Source organism: Ewingella americana (assembly GCF_006438725.1).
Taxonomy (GTDB): domain Bacteria; phylum Pseudomonadota; class Gammaproteobacteria; order Enterobacterales; family Enterobacteriaceae; genus Ewingella; species Ewingella americana_A.
In genome coordinates, this window is the sequence record NZ_RCZD01000015.1 from 54,319 (window position 1) to 71,041 (window position 16,723).

At 55.4% G+C, this 16,723-nt stretch carries 13 protein-coding genes, 1 tRNA gene and 4 other RNA genes; 5 read left to right on the forward strand and 13 right to left on the reverse strand.

What is annotated here, in order from left to right:
• Positions 1–15: 15 nt before the first annotated feature.
• From dppF to dppA, 5 genes are all read right to left on the reverse strand, one after another.
• A complete protein-coding gene (gene dppF / locus EAH77_RS21520; RefSeq protein WP_140474936.1) occupies positions 16–1,047 on the reverse strand; it encodes a dipeptide ABC transporter ATP-binding subunit DppF in 1,032 nt (343 codons plus the stop codon).
• A complete protein-coding gene (dppD, locus tag EAH77_RS21525; RefSeq protein WP_140474938.1) occupies positions 1,037–2,062 on the reverse strand; it encodes a dipeptide ABC transporter ATP-binding protein in 1,026 nt (341 codons plus the stop codon). The genes dppF and dppD overlap by 11 nt, the downstream gene beginning before the upstream one ends.
• Positions 2,063–2,072: 10 nt before the next feature.
• Complete coding sequence (gene dppC / locus EAH77_RS21530; protein WP_140474940.1) at positions 2,073–2,987, reverse strand: dipeptide ABC transporter permease DppC; 915 nt, start codon at positions 2,985–2,987, stop codon at positions 2,073–2,075.
• 10 nt (positions 2,988–2,997) lie between these two features.
• Positions 2,998–4,017, reverse strand: coding sequence for a dipeptide ABC transporter permease DppB (gene dppB / locus EAH77_RS21535; RefSeq protein WP_140474942.1), 1,020 nt, complete (start codon positions 4,015–4,017; stop codon positions 2,998–3,000).
• Between the two features lie 207 nt (positions 4,018–4,224).
• A complete protein-coding gene (gene dppA / locus EAH77_RS21540; RefSeq protein ID WP_140474944.1) occupies positions 4,225–5,832 on the reverse strand; it encodes a dipeptide ABC transporter periplasmic-binding protein DppA in 1,608 nt (535 codons plus the stop codon).
• Between the two features lie 712 nt (positions 5,833–6,544).
• Between dppA and EAH77_RS21545 the strand changes: the two genes are divergently transcribed.
• Together EAH77_RS21545 and EAH77_RS21550 are read left to right on the forward strand one after the other, a co-directional pair.
• Positions 6,545–6,781, forward strand: a complete 237-nt coding sequence (locus EAH77_RS21545; protein WP_140474946.1) for a ParD-like family protein — start codon at positions 6,545–6,547, stop codon at positions 6,779–6,781.
• Complete coding sequence (locus EAH77_RS21550) at positions 6,750–7,079, forward strand: type II toxin-antitoxin system RelE/ParE family toxin (RefSeq protein ID WP_140474947.1); 330 nt, start codon at positions 6,750–6,752, stop codon at positions 7,077–7,079. Before EAH77_RS21545 ends, EAH77_RS21550 begins: the two co-directional genes overlap by 32 nt.
• Positions 7,080–7,178: 99 nt before the next feature.
• Here the strand turns inward: EAH77_RS21550 and EAH77_RS21555 are convergent.
• From EAH77_RS21555 to eptB, 6 genes are all read right to left on the reverse strand, one after another.
• A non-coding RNA gene (locus EAH77_RS21555) (RtT sRNA) lies at positions 7,179–7,306 on the reverse strand.
• A gap of 35 nt (positions 7,307–7,341) precedes the next feature.
• Positions 7,342–7,469, reverse strand: a non-coding RNA gene (locus EAH77_RS21560) — RtT sRNA.
• 35 nt (positions 7,470–7,504) lie between these two features.
• Positions 7,505–7,632, reverse strand: a non-coding RNA gene (locus EAH77_RS21565) — RtT sRNA.
• 35 nt (positions 7,633–7,667) lie between these two features.
• A non-coding RNA gene (locus EAH77_RS21570) (RtT sRNA) lies at positions 7,668–7,795 on the reverse strand.
• Positions 7,796–7,830: 35 nt separating this feature from the next.
• Positions 7,831–7,907, reverse strand: a tRNA-Pro gene (locus EAH77_RS21575).
• Positions 7,908–8,008: 101 nt separating this feature from the next.
• On the reverse strand, positions 8,009–9,694 hold the full coding sequence (eptB, locus tag EAH77_RS21580) for a kdo(2)-lipid A phosphoethanolamine 7''-transferase (protein ID WP_140474949.1): 1,686 nt from the start codon (positions 9,692–9,694) through the stop codon (positions 8,009–8,011).
• A gap of 77 nt (positions 9,695–9,771) precedes the next feature.
• On the opposite strand from eptB, the gene EAH77_RS25185 reads away from it, so the two are divergent.
• Positions 9,772–9,918 (forward strand): hypothetical protein, encoded by a 147-nt coding sequence (locus EAH77_RS25185; RefSeq protein ID WP_161985839.1) that lies wholly within the window; start codon positions 9,772–9,774, stop codon positions 9,916–9,918.
• 19 nt (positions 9,919–9,937) lie between these two features.
• On the opposite strand, the gene EAH77_RS21585 is transcribed toward EAH77_RS25185, so the two are convergent.
• The gene (locus EAH77_RS21585) at positions 9,938–10,360 is read right to left on the reverse strand and encodes an organic hydroperoxide resistance protein (protein ID WP_056775755.1); all 423 of its coding nucleotides are present in this window, start codon (positions 10,358–10,360) and stop codon (positions 9,938–9,940) included.
• Between the two features lie 168 nt (positions 10,361–10,528).
• Positions 10,529–10,993 (reverse strand): MarR family winged helix-turn-helix transcriptional regulator, encoded by a 465-nt coding sequence (locus EAH77_RS21590; RefSeq protein ID WP_140474951.1) that lies wholly within the window; start codon positions 10,991–10,993, stop codon positions 10,529–10,531.
• A gap of 242 nt (positions 10,994–11,235) precedes the next feature.
• Here EAH77_RS21590 and atzF point away from each other — a divergent pair, with 242 nt between their 5' ends.
• Positions 11,236–13,083, forward strand: coding sequence for an allophanate hydrolase (gene atzF / locus EAH77_RS21595; protein WP_140474953.1), 1,848 nt, complete (start codon positions 11,236–11,238; stop codon positions 13,081–13,083).
• Positions 13,084–13,095: 12 nt separating this feature from the next.
• Complete coding sequence (uca, locus tag EAH77_RS21600) at positions 13,096–16,719, forward strand: urea carboxylase (RefSeq protein WP_140474955.1); 3,624 nt, start codon at positions 13,096–13,098, stop codon at positions 16,717–16,719.
• Positions 16,720–16,723 lie beyond the last annotated feature (4 nt).

A 16,723-nucleotide genomic window follows, 5' to 3' on the forward strand; every position in this document is an offset into this window, starting at 1 on the left:
GTTAATGGCAAAAACCTACGCCTGCCCCGCCTCAACCAGTGGCTGAGTTTTTCCCATCTCATCCTGATCTACCGCAAAACAGGCCACCAGTTGGTCACCGTACGGTTTCAACTGCGGCTGGAACTGGGTACAGGTGGTGAAGGCTCGGCGGCAACGGGCGTTGAACGCGCAACCGGCTGGCGGGTTAAGCGGGCTTGGCAACTCACCGGTCAGCTTGATGCGCTCACGGCGCTCATCCGGGTTCAGGCGCGGCGTCGCGGACAGCAGCGCCTGCGTGTACGGATGACGCGGATTGTTGAAGATGGCGTCTTTCGGGCCCTTCTCCACGCAGCGGCCGAGGTACATCACCATCACTTCATCGGCAATGTGTTCAACCACCGACAGGTCATGTGAGATGAACACGTAAGACAGCCCCAGATCCTGCTGTAAATCCATCATCAGGTTCAGCACCTGTGCGCGCACGGAAACGTCGAGCGCCGACACGGGTTCATCGGCAATCACCACGTCCGGGTCAAGCATCAGGCCACGGGCGATGGCAATACGCTGACGCTGACCGCCGGAGAACATGTGCGGATAGCGGTCGTAGTGCTCGGTTTTCAGGCCGACTTTTGCCATCATCGCCAGCGCTTTTTCACGACGTTCGTCGCGGGTCAGCCTGGTGTTGATCAGCAACGGCTCTTCGAGGATCTGGCCAACTTTCTTACGCGGGTTCAACGATCCGTAAGGATTCTGAAACACGATTTGGATCTTCTGGCGGCGCAGCTTTTCAGCCGTGGCGTCAGGTTTCAGCAGATCCTGTCCGCGGTAATAAAGCTCACCGCCGGTTGGGATCTCAATCATGGTCAGCAGGCGGCCGAGGGTCGATTTCCCACAGCCGGACTCGCCCACCACGGCCAGGGTTTTGCCGCGTTCGAGGTCAAAAGAGACGCCGTCGAGGGCTTTAACGGTGCGCTCAGGGGCAAACAGCCCCTTCTTCACCGGGTAGTGTTTTTTCAGGTCAATCGCCTGCAACAGAGGCGCTGACTTGGTGGGGTTTTCATGACTCATAGGTAGGTCTCCCGGCATCATCCAGCGGATAATGGCACTTCGACTGACGCCCGTTCGCAAGGTCACGCAGCGCCGGTTCTTCTTTACGGCACAGATCCGTTGCATACGGGCAACGCGGGTTCAGCAGGCAACCGTTCGGACGGTCATATTTGCCCGGCACCACACCCGGCAATGACTGTAAACGGGCTTTGTCGGCGGCGAATTCAGGTAACGAGCGCAGCAAGGCCTGGGTGTACGGATGGCGCGGCGCACGGAAAATCTCCGTGGCTTTTGCCGATTCCACCACCTGACCGGCGTACATCACGATGATGTGCTGTGCCGCTTCGGCGACCAGCGCCAAATCATGGGTGATCAGCATCAGCGCCATGTTTTCTTTCTGCTGCAATTCCAGCAACAGCTCGATGATCTGCGCCTGAATGGTCACGTCGAGCGCGGTGGTCGGTTCGTCGGCGATCAGCAGTTTTGGCCGGCAGGCGATCGCCATGGCGATCATTACGCGCTGGCTCATCCCACCGGAAAGCTGGTGCGGATAGACATCGAGGCGTGAAGCAGGATCAGGAATACCGACCAGGTTGAGCAAATCAATGGTGCGCTGACGACGGGTCTTTTTATTGCCGCCCTGATGCACCTTGATGGCTTCCATAATCTGGAACCCCACGGTGTAACACGGGTTGAGGCTGGTCATCGGGTCCTGGAAAATCATCGCGACTTCGGCACCGACAATCTGACGGCGCTCTTTTTCGCTCATTTTTTGCAGGTCGCGTCCGCCGAACTCCAGCGTCTCGGCCATCACTTTGCCGGGGAAGTCGATAAGCCCCATCAGTGCCAGCGAACTGACCGATTTGCCGGAGCCAGATTCGCCCACAATCCCAACCACTTCGCCTTGCTTTACGCTGTAGCTGATACGGTCGACGGCGCGAAACGGCGTACCTTCATCACCAAAGTGAACGGAAAGTTTATCGACGGTCAGCAGCGTTTTACCGACCGGTACATCTTGAATTAATGTGGTTTCCATCTCTCGTCCCTTACTGCTTGAGTTTAGGGTCAAGGGCGTCGCGCAGACCGTCACCCATCAGGTTAAATGCCAGTACCGTCAGCAGAATGATCACGCCCGGGAAGGTCACAACCCACCACGCGCTCTGAGCAAACTGCAATACGTCGGACAGCATAGTGCCCCACTCAGGCGTTGGCGGCTGTGCGCCCATACCGAGGAAGCCGAGAGCCGCCATGTCGAGAATGGCGTTGGAGAAACCGAGCGACGCCTGCACGATCAGCGGCGCTAAGCAGTTAGGCAGAATATTGACGAACATCTGACGAGTCGCACCGGCACCGGCCACGCGCGACGCCGTAACGTAGTCGCGGTTCACCTCAACCAGCACCGCCGCACGGGTTAAACGCACGTAGTGTGGCAGGGCAACGAAGGTCAGGGCCAGCGAGGCATTGACTATCGACGGACCGAAAATCGCCACCAGCACCAGCGCCAGCAGCAGGCTTGGCAAGGCCAACATGATGTCGACCACACGCATGATCGCGGCATCAATCAGGCCGCCGTAGTAACCGGCAAACAGACCGAAGACCACGCCGAGGATCAAAGAGAGCACCACCACCAAACAACCGACCAGCAGCGACAGACGCGCACCGTACATCAGGCGGGTAAGAATATCGCGGCCGACGTCATCGGTTCCCAATAAGAATTTCCAGCTACCACCCTGCATCCAGACCGGCGGACGCAGCAGCGCGTCACGGAACTGTTCGGCAGGCGCGTGTGGTGCCAGAACGTTGGCACCGATAGCAATCACCAGCATCAAAATGATGTAAACCAGACCGGTAACGGCCCCTTTGTTGCGCTTGAAGTAATGCCAGAATTCGCGCAAAGGCGGCATCGGCGTTGGCGCAGCCGTCACGATTTCATTCGCGACGGGCTCTGTAACCTGAGACATGTTGCGCCCCTTATTTTCTATGACGAATACGCGGGTTGACCACGCCGTAGAGCACATCTACCAGCAGGTTAACCACGATAATCAGAATGGCGACCAGCAGCACACCGCCTTGTACGACCGGATAGTCGCGGCGTTGTAATGCGTCGATAAGCCAGCGGCCGAGTCCCGGCCAGGAGAAGATGGTTTCCGTCAGGATGGCACCACCGAGCAGCGTGCCCACCTGCAAACCAATGATGGTCACCACCGGCAGCAGTGCGTTACGCAAGGCGTGGACCACGATCACCCGCATACGGCTGACGCCCTTGGCGCGCGCGGTACGGATGTAGTCTTCACCCAGCACTTCCAGCATGGAAGAACGGGTCATACGCACGATAACTGCCAGAGGAATGGTACCGAGTACCAGGGCCGGTAAAATCATGTGCATCACAGCGTCTTTGAAGTCACCCGGCTCGCCCCAAATCAGCGAGTCGATCAGCATAAAGCCGGTCAGCGGCATGCTGTCATCGAGGAATACGGTATCGCTTATTCGCCCCGATACGGGCGTGAGATTAAGCTGCACCGAGACCAGCATCACCAACATGATGCCCCACCAGAATATCGGCATCGAATAACCTGTCAGCGAGATGCCCACCGCCGTGTGGTCAAAGATGGATCCGCGTTTAACCGCTGCCAGCACCCCCACAGGAATACCGACGATCACCGCGAAAAGCATGGCGCAGATACCCAATTCCAGCGTCGCTTTAAAGCGTGGCACAAACTCCTGCCAGACTGGAATGCGGCTTTTTAACGACACGCCTAAATCACCGTGCAGCACGCCGTTCACATAGTGGAAGTATTGCTGATAGAGAGGCTTGTCGAGCCCCATCTCTGCCATCAACTGAGCGTGGCGCTCGGCAGAAATACCGCGTTCTCCGGCCATGATGGTCACCGGGTCACCTGGGATCATGTGCACGAAGGCAAAAGTCAGCAAAGTTATGCCGATAAACGTTGGGATAACTAACCCCAAACGTCGGAGTATGAACTGAAACATATCCCGTACTCTCTGTATAAAATGCCCGGAGAACCGTAGCTCGCCGGGCTTATTGTTAACTCACATTGCTTTCTAAACGTATGACTCTAAGGCTGTAGTGAATGGCCCGCGAACAAGGCGGAGGAGCACAGCAATCAAGACATACCTTCAGGTAGGCGAAGATTGCGAGCACCACACAACGCGGTTCCCGGGTCATTCAGTAAGCTGTCACTCAATCGAGACGTTTTCGAAGTGATGCTTACCGAGTGGATCAACCACATAGCCTTTAACTTCTTTACGCACTGGCTCGAACACGGTGGAGTGAGCGATGATCAGCGCAGGTGCCTGGTCATGCATCACAACCTGTGCCTGTTGGTACAGCGCAACACGTTTGCCGTGATCGGATTCTGCACGGGCTGGCTGAATCAGATCTTCAAACGGCTTGTAGCACCAGCGTGAATAGTTAGAGCCATCCTTCGCTGCCGCACAGCTGAACAGGGTGGCGAAGAAGTTGTCCGGGTCCCCATTGTCCCCAGTCCAGCCCATCATCACAGACTGATGCTCACCGTTTTTGGCGCGTTTCAGGTACTCGCCCCACTCGTAAGTCACGATATTGGCTTTAACACCGATTTTCGCCCAGTCGGACTGGATCATCTCAGCCATACGACGTGCGTTCGGGTTGTACGGACGCTGAACCGGCATGGCCCACAGATCGATGGTGAAACCATCAGCATGGCCCGCTTCTTTCAGTAATGCTTTGGCTTTTTCCACGTCATACGGGTAATCCACCACGTCTTTGTTGTAGCCCCACATGGTTGGTGGGATCAGGTTTTTAGCCGACTGGCCAGCACCCTGATAAACCGCATCGATGATGGCTTGTTTGTTCACAGCCATGGTCAGTGCCTGACGCACTTTCACTTCATCCAGCGGTTTTTTCTCAACGTTGAAGGAGAGATAACCGACGTTCAGACCTGGCTGTTGCATCAGGTTGATGGTCTTATCTTTCTTCATTGCCGCGATGTCAGCCGGGTTCGGGTACGGCATCACCTGGCATTCGTTTTTCTGCAATTTCGCATAACGGATAGACGCGTCAGGCGTGATGGAGAAGACTAAACGGTCGATCTTCGGTTTGGTGCCCCAGTAGCCTGGGAACGCTTTATACAGAATGCGTGAGTCTTTCTGGTATTGCAGCAGCTGGAATGGACCAGTACCGATAGGGTCCAGATCGACTTTTTCCGGCGTGCCCGCTTTCAGCATGTTGGCCGCATACTCACCCGAGAGGATTGAAGCAAAATCCATACCAAGGTCGGCAAGGAATGGCGCTTCCGGGCGGTTCAGAACGAACTGAACAGTGTTGTCATCGACTTTGACGATCTTGCTAATCAAGTCACCCATACCCATGCCTTCGAAGTATTCGTAGCTGCCGCCAGAAACACCATGATAAGCATTGGTTTTGTCTAACTGACGTTCAAAAGAGAACACCACGTCATCAGCATTGAAATCGCGGGTCGGTTTGAAGTCTTTGCTGTCCTGCCATTTCACGCCTTTGCGCAGATGGAAGGTATAGGTTTTGCCGTCAGCGGAGATGTCCCACTTCTCAGCCAGACCCGGCTGAAGTTCAGTGGTACCGATTTTGAACTCGACCAGACGGTTATAAATTGGCACGGAGCTGGCGTCGTAAGTGGTACCCGAGGTGAATAACTGCGGGTTAAAGCCTTCAGGTGAGCCTTCAGAACAATAAACTAACGTTTTTGCCTGCACGCTGGCCGCCACGGTCAGCGCAATCAGGCCAATACCGAATTTCAGTATCCCTGTTTTTCCCAAGGAAATTGTCATCGCTTTTGCTCCATTTATAGTCATGGTGATGTGGATGTGTGTGTTGTGTTTGCAGCTCACGCCACCCTTTATTTTTTATTGACGGGTGGTTGTGTTGTCCAATTCGCTGCGGGAAGTTTTTTCCAGAAAAGGGAGGAACGCCTCGGGAGCGCTTTTCTCAGGCAAATTCCGTAAATTTAACGTTACAGATAACTACCGGAAAAATCTTCTGGTCTGACTTCTGGCTATCAATTTGGCAACTCTGATGGATGACGTCAATATAACCAATAGGCATTTACAAAGACTGTGAGTAACAGCAAACAAACATAAAAAAACCTTTCTTTAACATTTACAGGATGAATATTCAGTCTACGACGATTAAGTCAACACATTCGGCTTTGCTGCAGAACGTTTCCAGCTGTTTACCCCGTTTTAAATCCACAAAAATTAATTGCCAAATGATGATTATATGAACGGTTATTTGTAAGATTGGGGTAGAAAGCAGCGGAAAATGCTGGATAGCGTCATGATCGCCTCACGTTAATGTAAAGCCGGAGAGCCTGAAAACAGTGCGCCGGGGCGCCAAAATAGGGCTTTTGCTCCGGTGTGGTGCAGGGTGAGTGATAGCCTCCACACACTGAGCGGACAACCCCAAAAAGCGACAAATTGCTGCATAAAGAGACACTATGGCGCAAAATCGTCAACGCGTACGAAAACTGACCGAGGTAAAAATATGGCGACCAGCATCCGGCTCGATGACGACTTTGTCGCCGACGTGAAAATTCATGCAGAAGCGACCAACCGTAGCATTCCAAAACAGATCGAGCATTGGGCAAAAATCGGCAGGATTGCCGAAGATAATCCTGACCTGACCTACCGATTTATTCTGGAAACGTTATTGGCTAAAAGCGAAATTGATAACAACAAGGTAACGCGTTATGTCAGAAGGACAGAGCGGTCAAAGGATTGATACGTACGAGTCACATCGTTTTACCAAAGCGTTTAACCGTCTGGCGCAACAACAGCAGATGGCGGTAGAAGATGAGATCGAACGCATACAGGAAAACCCGGATATCGGCGAACTGAAAAAAGGAGATTTGAGTTATTTGCGCGTACACAAATTTCAGCTCAACAACCAGCTTGCCCTGCTCGGCTACAGCTGGCTGGAAGATAAAATCGAGCTTTATTTGCTCAGTCTGGAGTCGCAAGAGAACTTTTATCAGGATCAGAAGAATCATCGGAAAACCGATCTGAAATTGATGAAGTGAGCTTGAATGGCGGATAACAAAAAAACCGCAGCCAGAAGTGTACGGGGGGGGGGGGTTAGACGAAAAAAAACCTGCTTTAAAAAGCAGGTTTTTCGAATGTGGTCGGCGAGAGAGGATTACGTGCATCTTCGATGCCGCCCTGCGGGCCGTTGCTAAAGCAACGTTGTCTCGCTTCGCTCGGCTCAAACCTCCTTCGGAGGTTCTCATCCTCATAAACTTTGGATGAAAAAAAACCTGCTTTAAAAAGCAGGCTTTTCGAATGTGGTCGGCGAGAGAGGATTACGTGCATCTTCGATGCCGCCCTGCGGGCCGTTGCTAAAGCAACGTTGTCTCGCTTCGCTCGGCTCAAACCTCCTTCGGAGGTCCTCATCCTCATAAACTTTGGATGAAAAAAAACCTGCTTTAAAAAGCAGGCTTTTCGAATGTGGTCGGCGAGAGAGGATTACGTGCATCTTCGATGCCGCCCTGCGGGCCGTTGCTAAAGCAACGTTGTCTCGCTTCGCTCGGCTCAAACCTCCTTCGGAGGTCCTCATCCTCATAAACTTTGGATGAAAAAAAACCTGCTTTAAAAAGCAGGTTTTTCGAATGTGGTCGGCGAGAGAGGATTACGTGCATCTTCGATGCCGCCCTGCGGGCCGTTGCTAAAGCAACGTTGTCTCGCTTCGCTCGGCTCAAACCTCCTTCGGAGGTCCTCATCCTCATAAACTTTGGATGAAAAAAAACCTGCTTTAAAAAGCAGGTTTTTCGAATGTGGTCGGCGAGAGAGGATTCGAACCTCCGACCCACTGGTCCCAAACCAGTTGCGCTACCAAGCTGCGCTACTCGCCGAATCGGAGCGCATGTTACTGCCGCTGGTTCAGAGCGTCAACGCCTTTTTTTAACATCGGCGCTGACTGCCTAGAATTTCAGCGCAGGCGCTGTTTTCCTGCTCAGAGTGCCTTGTCAGACAGCGGTTTAGCACACCAATTGTTCGCCGGGTTAATCCCGCCGTCCGGTGAGGTATACCCCAGGCAACCAAGAATCGAGTCAAACAACTCTTCATGGCGTTTTTCGCCGCCCACCCGCTGCTGGGCTTTCAAGCGCTCGAACGCCTGCTGGTGATCGGGCTGCGCGAGGAAACGGTCCGATGCCCACACCAGCATAGGTACACGGAATTGCTCAGGCGGCGCCATCTCGCGCACCGTACCGTGCAAGTGCGAGTTCTCATCAATGGATTCACCGTGATCAGCGGCATAAAACACCAGCGCTTTTTTATCGCGCAGCTGATCCAGCACGTTAGCAATAAAGGTATCGGTATACAGCACAGTGTTATCGAAAGCGTTAATCAACTGAGCTTTGGTACAGGCACTATCCACCCCCATGCACTCCGGGGTGTAGCGGGCAAAGCTGCGCGGGTAACGCTGGGAATACAGGTAGTGTGACCCCTTGGTGTGCAACACCACCAGATGCTTACCCTGAGGATGCGTTTTCAGAGATTCCTGCAACTCGTTGACCAGCAGCATGTCATCGACCGGCTTACCGTCATTGCGTTTTTCTGAGGCGATAATTTCACGGAACGAGTAGTTATCCGTATTGGCATTATTGTAAAACCACACTTCACTTTGCATCGCGAACAGTTCAGAACTGAATCCCAGGGATTTCAACACCGCAAAAATATTCTGCTCTTTCAGTGTGCGCTGCTGATTATTCTCAGCGCCGCCCTCACGCACAAACATGCACCGTAACGACAGCTTGGTGGAGGTATCACAAGATTTGCCGCGAAACGCGACCAGATTCTGCTCTTTCGACAAGCGCGGCGTGGTGTCGCGCTCATAGCCCAGAATGCCCATGTGATCCCAGCGGGTGGTTTCACCGATGATAAACACGATGTAGGTATCGTCGACGCCGGCCGGTGGCACATAAGTAAACTTTTTCGCCGGATCAAATAATTTGTCCGCGTCCTGACTTTCGTCCACTTTGGTATAAGCGAACAAGCCCAACGCCGCCAGCCAGTTCGAAGGCAAATAAGAGTGCGCCACCACGCCGCCGTAGCTGGGTAAATCAATATTGGTCAGTTTTTCGTTGTTGCTCTGCTGCTTGTCCAGCATGCGTAGCGGCAGCCATACCAGCGCCACCGTCACCAGTAAAGTGCCTAATGGCAACAACCGCTGGCCCGGCGTTTTTATCTGCTCAATCAAAGTTAACCGGAGATCACTCTTCCAGATAAGCAGCAGCGGAATAGCACTGACCGCCACCAACCACACGAAGAAATACCAGCCCACCGCCTCTTTGCTGAGATCAATATCCGTCGTCATTACCGACGCGATAATGCCGTAGCCAATCACTACGTTGAACGTCATCATAAAGTAGCTGGCGCCCACGGAAATCAGCAATAGCAGGCTGGCCGTGATGCGGAAAAACAGGCTCCCGCCCAGTGAAAGCAAACGCAGCAGGAAGAAAGTGAAAAGCACAATGACCACCACTTCAGTCACAGCCTGAGACAACTCAATAAAATTGACACTCAGTGTGAGGGGGGCAAAGCGGCGGAGAAAAACGGAGACATTCAGAAAAATGCCGATGTAAATCGCTAACAAGAAAGAGAGATTTTGCTGCGATAGAGTCTTCACTCTATTCATGTAATGTGATTTTCCAGAAGGTTTTAGAAAGATTCAGAATCATTGTGACATGTTTAATCGCGGCAGGTTCCCAGATCATGCCGACATTACGTTTATATACATATTTCCAGAAAGTTCTGTGTGGAGAAGGTCTTGCAGGAGAAGAGAGCCAAGAGGTGATCGGTCAAGTGATGAAAAAGGAGGCCGAAGCCTCCTGGGTACTTTCCCTACAACGCCCCTGGTGAAGGCGCGACTACTCAAAAATCACTTAATATTCAATGTTACGTCGATGTTGCCACGGGTTGCGTTGGAGTACGGGCAAACCTGATGTGCTTTGGCCACCAGCGCTTCTGCGTCGCTGCGTTCAAAGCCCGGTAAGGTGATATCAAGCTGAACTTCGATACCGTAACCGCCAGGGATTGCGCCGATACCTACCGCACCTTCAATTTTTGCATCCGCAGGGATCTTGATTTTTTCCTGCGCGGCAACCGCTTTCAGTGCGCCGAGGAAACAGGCTGAGTAACCCGCAGCAAATAACTGCTCAGGGTTGGTACCGCCGCCCATGCCGCCCATTTCTTTAGGCACGCCCAGTTTGATATCAAGAACGCCGTCGTCAGAAACCGCGCGGCCGTCACGGCCACCGGTAGCAGAGGCGTGAGCACGATACACAACTTTTTCGATAGACATAGTTCGTTCCTTATAAGGTAAGGGTACTTTTAGATTGAAATAAATTTTATACGATTTAATCGCACGCTATATATTTAATACTAGCAGACAAATTCGAAAGCACACTACGGAGTTGTCTGTTTGCTGCAATAGGGTTCATCAATCTCATCCTGAAGCCGATTATACCGATCAGGATTTATCTTTCAGGTTCTCACGCAAGGATTCCAGTTGCTGCTTCAGCGTGACCACTGCAGTGATATCGCACTCGGTAGCGCAAAGAATGGCTTCGGGAATACTCTGGGCTTTTTCGCGCAGCGCTTTTCCGGCATCAGTCAGAGTAATGATCACCTGGCGCTCATCGGCTTTGGCGCGCTGACGCATCAGCCGACCCGCCACTTCAAGACGCTTTAACAGCGGCGTCAGCGTGGCAGAATCCAGAAACAGCTTCTCACCAATATCAGAAACCGTCACATCATCGCGTTGCCACAAAACCAGCATCACCAGATATTGCGGATAGGTTAAATCGAGCTGGCCCAGCAGCTTGCGGTAAACTTTGTGCAATGCCAGATTCGCCGAATAGAGCGCGAAACACATCTGTTGGTCCAGATGCAAAAGGGCATTCGCTGAGGTTGCAGGTTCTGTTTTCGAGTTCATGGATTTCAATATAAATAGTGCGCGATATTATCGCAAGCATTTTTACTGCAATGATTTAAATTTGGCCCTTCACCCCGCAAAAAATCCGCGCCATTTTCGCTCAGTTGCACAGTAACGCTGGTGCAACATTTGTGCAAAACAGTCACAGCTCAATTAAAAACCCTTGTTATTCAATAAGAAGAAATATGGCACAGCCTTTGCTTTGATGAATTCAATCTTGTGTACCAGATGGAATTCAACCGATGAACGACAGCTTAAGCTCTGCGACCTCCCCGTTTCACGCTTTCACCCTGCGCGACTGGCAACAGCATTACCGCACTGCGCCGGACAGCTTGCGCACCACGCTTTCGATGGTGTTGGGCAGCCTGAGCAGCACCGATAATGCCTGGATTTACCGTGCAACGGCCAAGCAGCTTGAAGACCAGATCACGCATCTGGAAAGCCTGCGTCAGAAGGCAGAAGGCTCGATCAGCGCCCTGCCGCTGTTCGGCGTACCCTTCGCAGTCAAAGACAATATTGATATCGCAGGCTGGCCGACCAGCGCCGCCTGCCCGGAATTCACTTACACCGCCGAAGCCGACGCCACCGTCGTCGCCAACCTGAAGGCCAAGGGCGCGATTGTCATCGGCAAGACCAATCTCGATCAGTTTGCCACCGGTCTGGTCGGCACCCGCTCACCGTTCGGCGCAGTGCGTAATACTTTCAACCCGGATTACGTCAGCGGTGGCTCCAGCTCCGGTTCCGCTTCGGTGCTGGCGCGCGGGTTGGTGGCCTTTTCCCTCGGCACCGACACCGCGGGTTCTGGTCGCGTACCCGCAGGATTCAACAACATCGTTGGCCTGAAGCCGACCAAAGGCTGGCTGTCAAATAAAGGTGTAGTACCCGCCTGTCGCCTGAATGACTCGGTTTCAATTTTCGCCCTGACCGTCACCGATGCGCAAACCGTCGCTCATGCCGCTGGCGGATATGACGCCGCCGATGCCTATTCGCGCCAAAACCCGCGCACGGCCCCTGCCGCGATGTCCGTTCATCCGCGCTTTGCCGTGCCAGACAGTCTGGAGTTTTTTGGCGACGCGCTGGCTGAATTTGAATTCGATCAGGCGCTCGAGCGTCTGACCGGCAGCGGTGTCACGCTGGTACCCATTGATTTCACCCCTTTCCGTGAACTGGCCGGGCAGCTCTATTACGGCGCCTGGGTCGCTGAGCGAACCGTTGCCGTGAGCGAAATTTTCGAACAAAAACCGGAGGCGATGGACCCGGTCGTGCGCGGCATTGTGGCCAACGGCCTGAATTATTCGGCTTGTGATGCGTGGCGTGCCGAATATTTGCGCGCAGAGCTGGCACGCAAAATCAGCCAGGCACTGGAAGGGTTTGATGCACTGGTGGTGCCGACCTCGCCGACCATCCGCACGCTCAATGAAATGGTGCAGGAACCGGTGCTTTATAACTCGCAGTTCGGCATTTACACCAATTTCACCAATCTGGCGGATTTGTCTGCGCTGGCGCTGCCGGCCAGTCTGCGCGCGGACGGCCTGCCCGCCGGTATCACACTGATCGCACCGGCCTGGCATGACGATGCGTTAGCCAGCTTTGGCCGCCAGTGGCAGCGCAGTCTGGGGTTGCCGCTCGGTGCCACCGGTCGTGAACTCAGCGCCAGCACCTGGATGACTGACGCACCGGTCAGCACGGGCCACGTCCGTGTGGCCGTGGTCGGCGCACACCTGACCGGCATGCCGCTCAACGTCCAGTTGATTCAGCGTAAAGCCGTGCGTGTCGAGCAAACCACCACGGCCGCAGCCTACAAACTCTACGCCCTCGCCAACACCACGCCACCCAAACCGGGGCTGGTGCGGGCGGAAGGTGGCAGCGCCATCATCGTCGAACTGTGGGACATCCCGCTGGCGCGCTTTGGTGAATTCGTTGCAGAAATTCCGGCACCGCTTGGCATCGGTTCTCTCGAACTGGCCGATGGGCGCACCGTGAAAGGTTTCATCTGCGAACCCTGGGCGATCCCTGACGCCACCGACATCACCCATTTTGGCGGCTGGAGAAGCTATATCTCCCACCTTGCCGCTCTGAAAAACGCCTGAGGAGCCAGAAATATGTTCACGACCGTTCTGATTGCCAACCGTGGTGAAATCGCCTGCCGCGCCATTCGCACGCTGAAACGCCTTGGCGTCACCAGCGTCGCCGTGTACTCCGACGCCGACCGTAACGCGCCGCACGTCACCGAGGCCGATTTCGCCATTGCGCTGGGAGGCGACAAGGCCAGCGACAGCTATCTGATGATCGACAAGATCCTGGCGGCGGCAAAAGAAACCGGCGCACAGGCGATTTATCCGGGCTATGGATTCCTTTCAGAAAGCGCCGAATTTGCCGATGCCTGCGAAGCGGCAGATATCGCCTTTATCGGCCCGAGCGCCGGGCAGATCCGCGAATTTGGCCTCAAGCACCGCGCCCGTGAATTAGCCGCTGCCGCCAATGTGCCGATGACGCCAGGCACCGGTTTGCTCGACAGCATCGACGATGCCGTCAAATCCGCCGCTGACATCGGCTATCCGATCATGCTCAAAAGTACCGCGGGCGGCGGCGGCATTGGCCTGACCCGCTGTGAAGATGAAGCCGCCCTGCGCGCCGCGTGGGACAGCGTGAAGCGCCTTGGCGAGCACTTTTTCCGCGATGCTGGCGTGTTTTTGGAACGCTTTGTCGATCGCGCCCGCCATGTCGAAGTGCAGATTTTTGGCGACGGTAAAGGCCGCGTGGTGGCGCTTGGCGAACGCGACTGTTCTCTGCAACGCCGCAATCAAAAGGTCGTGGAAGAGACCCCGGCGCCGAACCTGCCGCAGGCCACCCGCGAAGCCTTACACCGTGCCGCCGTGCAGTTAGGTGAGTCGGTCAACTACCGCAGTGCCGGCACCGTCGAGTTTATTTATGACGCCGCACGCGACGAATTCTATTTCCTCGAAGTAAACACCCGTTTACAGGTTGAGCATCCGGTCACCGAAATGGTTACCGGTCTGGACTTGATCGAATGCATGCTGCGCGTCGCCGCCGATGAGCCACTCGACTGGCCGCATCTGCAGCAGGCACCGCAGGGCGTCTCGATGGAAGTACGCATTTACGCCGAAGACCCGCTGAAAAACTTCCAGCCAAGTCCCGGCGTGCTGACCGAAGTGTTCTTCCCGCAAGATGTGCGCGTCGATGGCTGGGTGTCTACCGGCAGTGAAGTCTCGGCGTTTTATGACCCGATGATCGCCAAGCTGATCGTCCACGGCACCGACCGTCAGGACGCGCTGGCGAAAATGTCCGCCGCGCTGGCCGCCACCCGCCTGCACGGCATCGCCACCAACATTGATTATCTGCGCCAGGTGGTTGCCACGCCGCTGTTTCGCGACGGCGAAATGTGGACGCGGATGCTCGACAGCTTTGCTTATGCGCCGCATGCCATCGAAGTGATCGCACCCGGCACCTACAGCAGCGTGCAGGATTATCCGGGGCGTCTCGGTTACTGGGATATCGGCGTGCCACCGTCCGGTCCGATGGATGATTTTGCCTTCCGCCTCGCCAACCGCATTGTCGGTAACCATCTCGACGCCGCCGGGCTGGAATTCACCCTGCAGGGTCCGACGCTGCGTTTTCATTGCGATGCCACCATCGCCCTGACCGGCGCACGCTGCCCGGCCGATCTCGATGGCGAAAGCATGGCTTACTGGCAGCCGGTGGAGGTCAAAGCCGGTCAGACGCTGACCCTTGGCCGCGCCACGCAGGGCTGCCGCACTTACCTCGCCGTGCGTAACGGTGTCGACGTGCCGGTGTATCTCGGCAGCCGTTCGACCTTCGCCCTCGGGCAGTTCGGCGGCCATGCCGGTCGCACGCTGCGCATCGCCGATATGCTGACCGTTTCCCAGCCCGAACTCGCGGCCTGCACCACGCCCGCGCCGGTCGGTTTACCGCAGCCCGCAGCGGAAAATATCGTCCCGACGTATGGCGATCTCTGGAACATTGGCGTGCTGTATGGCCCGCACGGTGCACCGGATTTTTTCACCAAAGAATCTATCGACGCCTTTTTCGAAGCCGAATGGCAGGTGCATTACAACTCCAATCGCCTCGGCGTGCGTTTGGTCGGCCCGAAACCGCAGTGGGCGCGGCAGGACGGCGGCGAAGCCGGTCTGCATCCGTCCAACGTGCATGACTGCGAATATGCCATCGGTGCGATTAACTTTACCGGCGACTTCCCGGTGGTCCTGACCCGCGACGGGCCAAGCCTCGGCGGTTTCGTCTGCCCGGTGACCATCGCCAAAGCTGAACTGTGGAAAGTCGGCCAGGTAAAACCGGGCGATAAAATCCGCTTCCACCCGATAAGTTTTGAACAGGCACAGGCGCTGGAACTGGCGCAGCAAGGCACCATCGATTCACTGATACCGATTGACGCGATGGTGCTGCCGGTACCGTCCCTGCTGCCGGACACCACCGCGTCCGCCACCCTTCTCGCGGCATTACCGGCGACGGCGGAGCGGCCTTCGGTGGAATACCGGCAGGCGGGCGACGGTTACGTGCTGATGGAGTACGGCGACAACGTGCTGGATCTGGCGGTGCGGATGCGCATTTACCTGCTGATGAACGCCATCCGCGACGCCGCAGAGCCGGGCATTGAAGAGCTGTCGCCGGGCGTGCGTTCGCTGCAAATCCGCTATGACAGCCGCGTGTTGCACCAAAGCGCGCTGCTTGAGCATTTACTGGCACTCGAGCAGTCACTGGCAGATGTCAGCAACCTGAAAATCCCGTCCCGCATCGTGCATATGCCGATGGCGTTTGAGGACTCCGCCACGCTCGGCGCGGTCGAACGCTATCAGCAAACCGTGCGCAGCGAAGCGCCGTGGCTGCCGAATAACGTCGATTTTATCCAGCGCACCAACGGGCTTTCGAGCCGCGAAGAGGTCAAAAATATCCTCTTCGACGCCAGCTATTTAATCCTCGGTTTGGGCGATGTGTATCTCGGCGCGCCGTGCGCGGTGCCGGTCGATCCACGCCATCGCCTGCTGAGTTCCAAATACAACCCGGCGCGCTCGTACACCGCAGAAGGGACGGTCGGCATTGGCGGCATGTACATGTGCATCTACGGCATGGACTCGCCGGGTGGCTATCAGTTGGTCGGGCGCACGCTGCCTATCTGGAATACCTTCCTGAAAAATCCGCAGTTTAAAGACGGTGAACCCTGGCTGCTGCACTTCTTCGATCAGGTGCGTTTTTATGAAGTGACTGAAGCCGAACTGGACGCCCAGCGCGACGCCTTCCGCGAAGGGCGGGCGCAGGTACGCATCGAAGAGACCGAGTTCGATTTTGCGCACTATACCCAATTCCTTGCCGACAACGCCGCCGATATCGCCGACTTCCGCACCCGCCAGTCTGCCGCTTTCACCACCGAAGTGGCGCACTGGGCCGCACAGGAGAGTGCCGCCGTCGATGCCGCCGCCAACGCGGTGGAATTCGTGGAAGACGACGCGGATCAGGAGGGGTACCTGGTCAGCGCCGACCTCAATGGCAACATTTGGAAAATCCTGGTGGAGCCGGGTCAGCAGGTGGTCGAAGGTCAGCCGCTGATTGTCGTCGAAGCCATGAAAATGGAGCTGTCGGTGAACGCGCCGCGCGCCGGAACCGTATTGAAAATCAGTTGCCAGCAGGGCCGGCCGGTCGGGCCGGGCGATGCACTCCTGTGGCTGGATTGAGCAG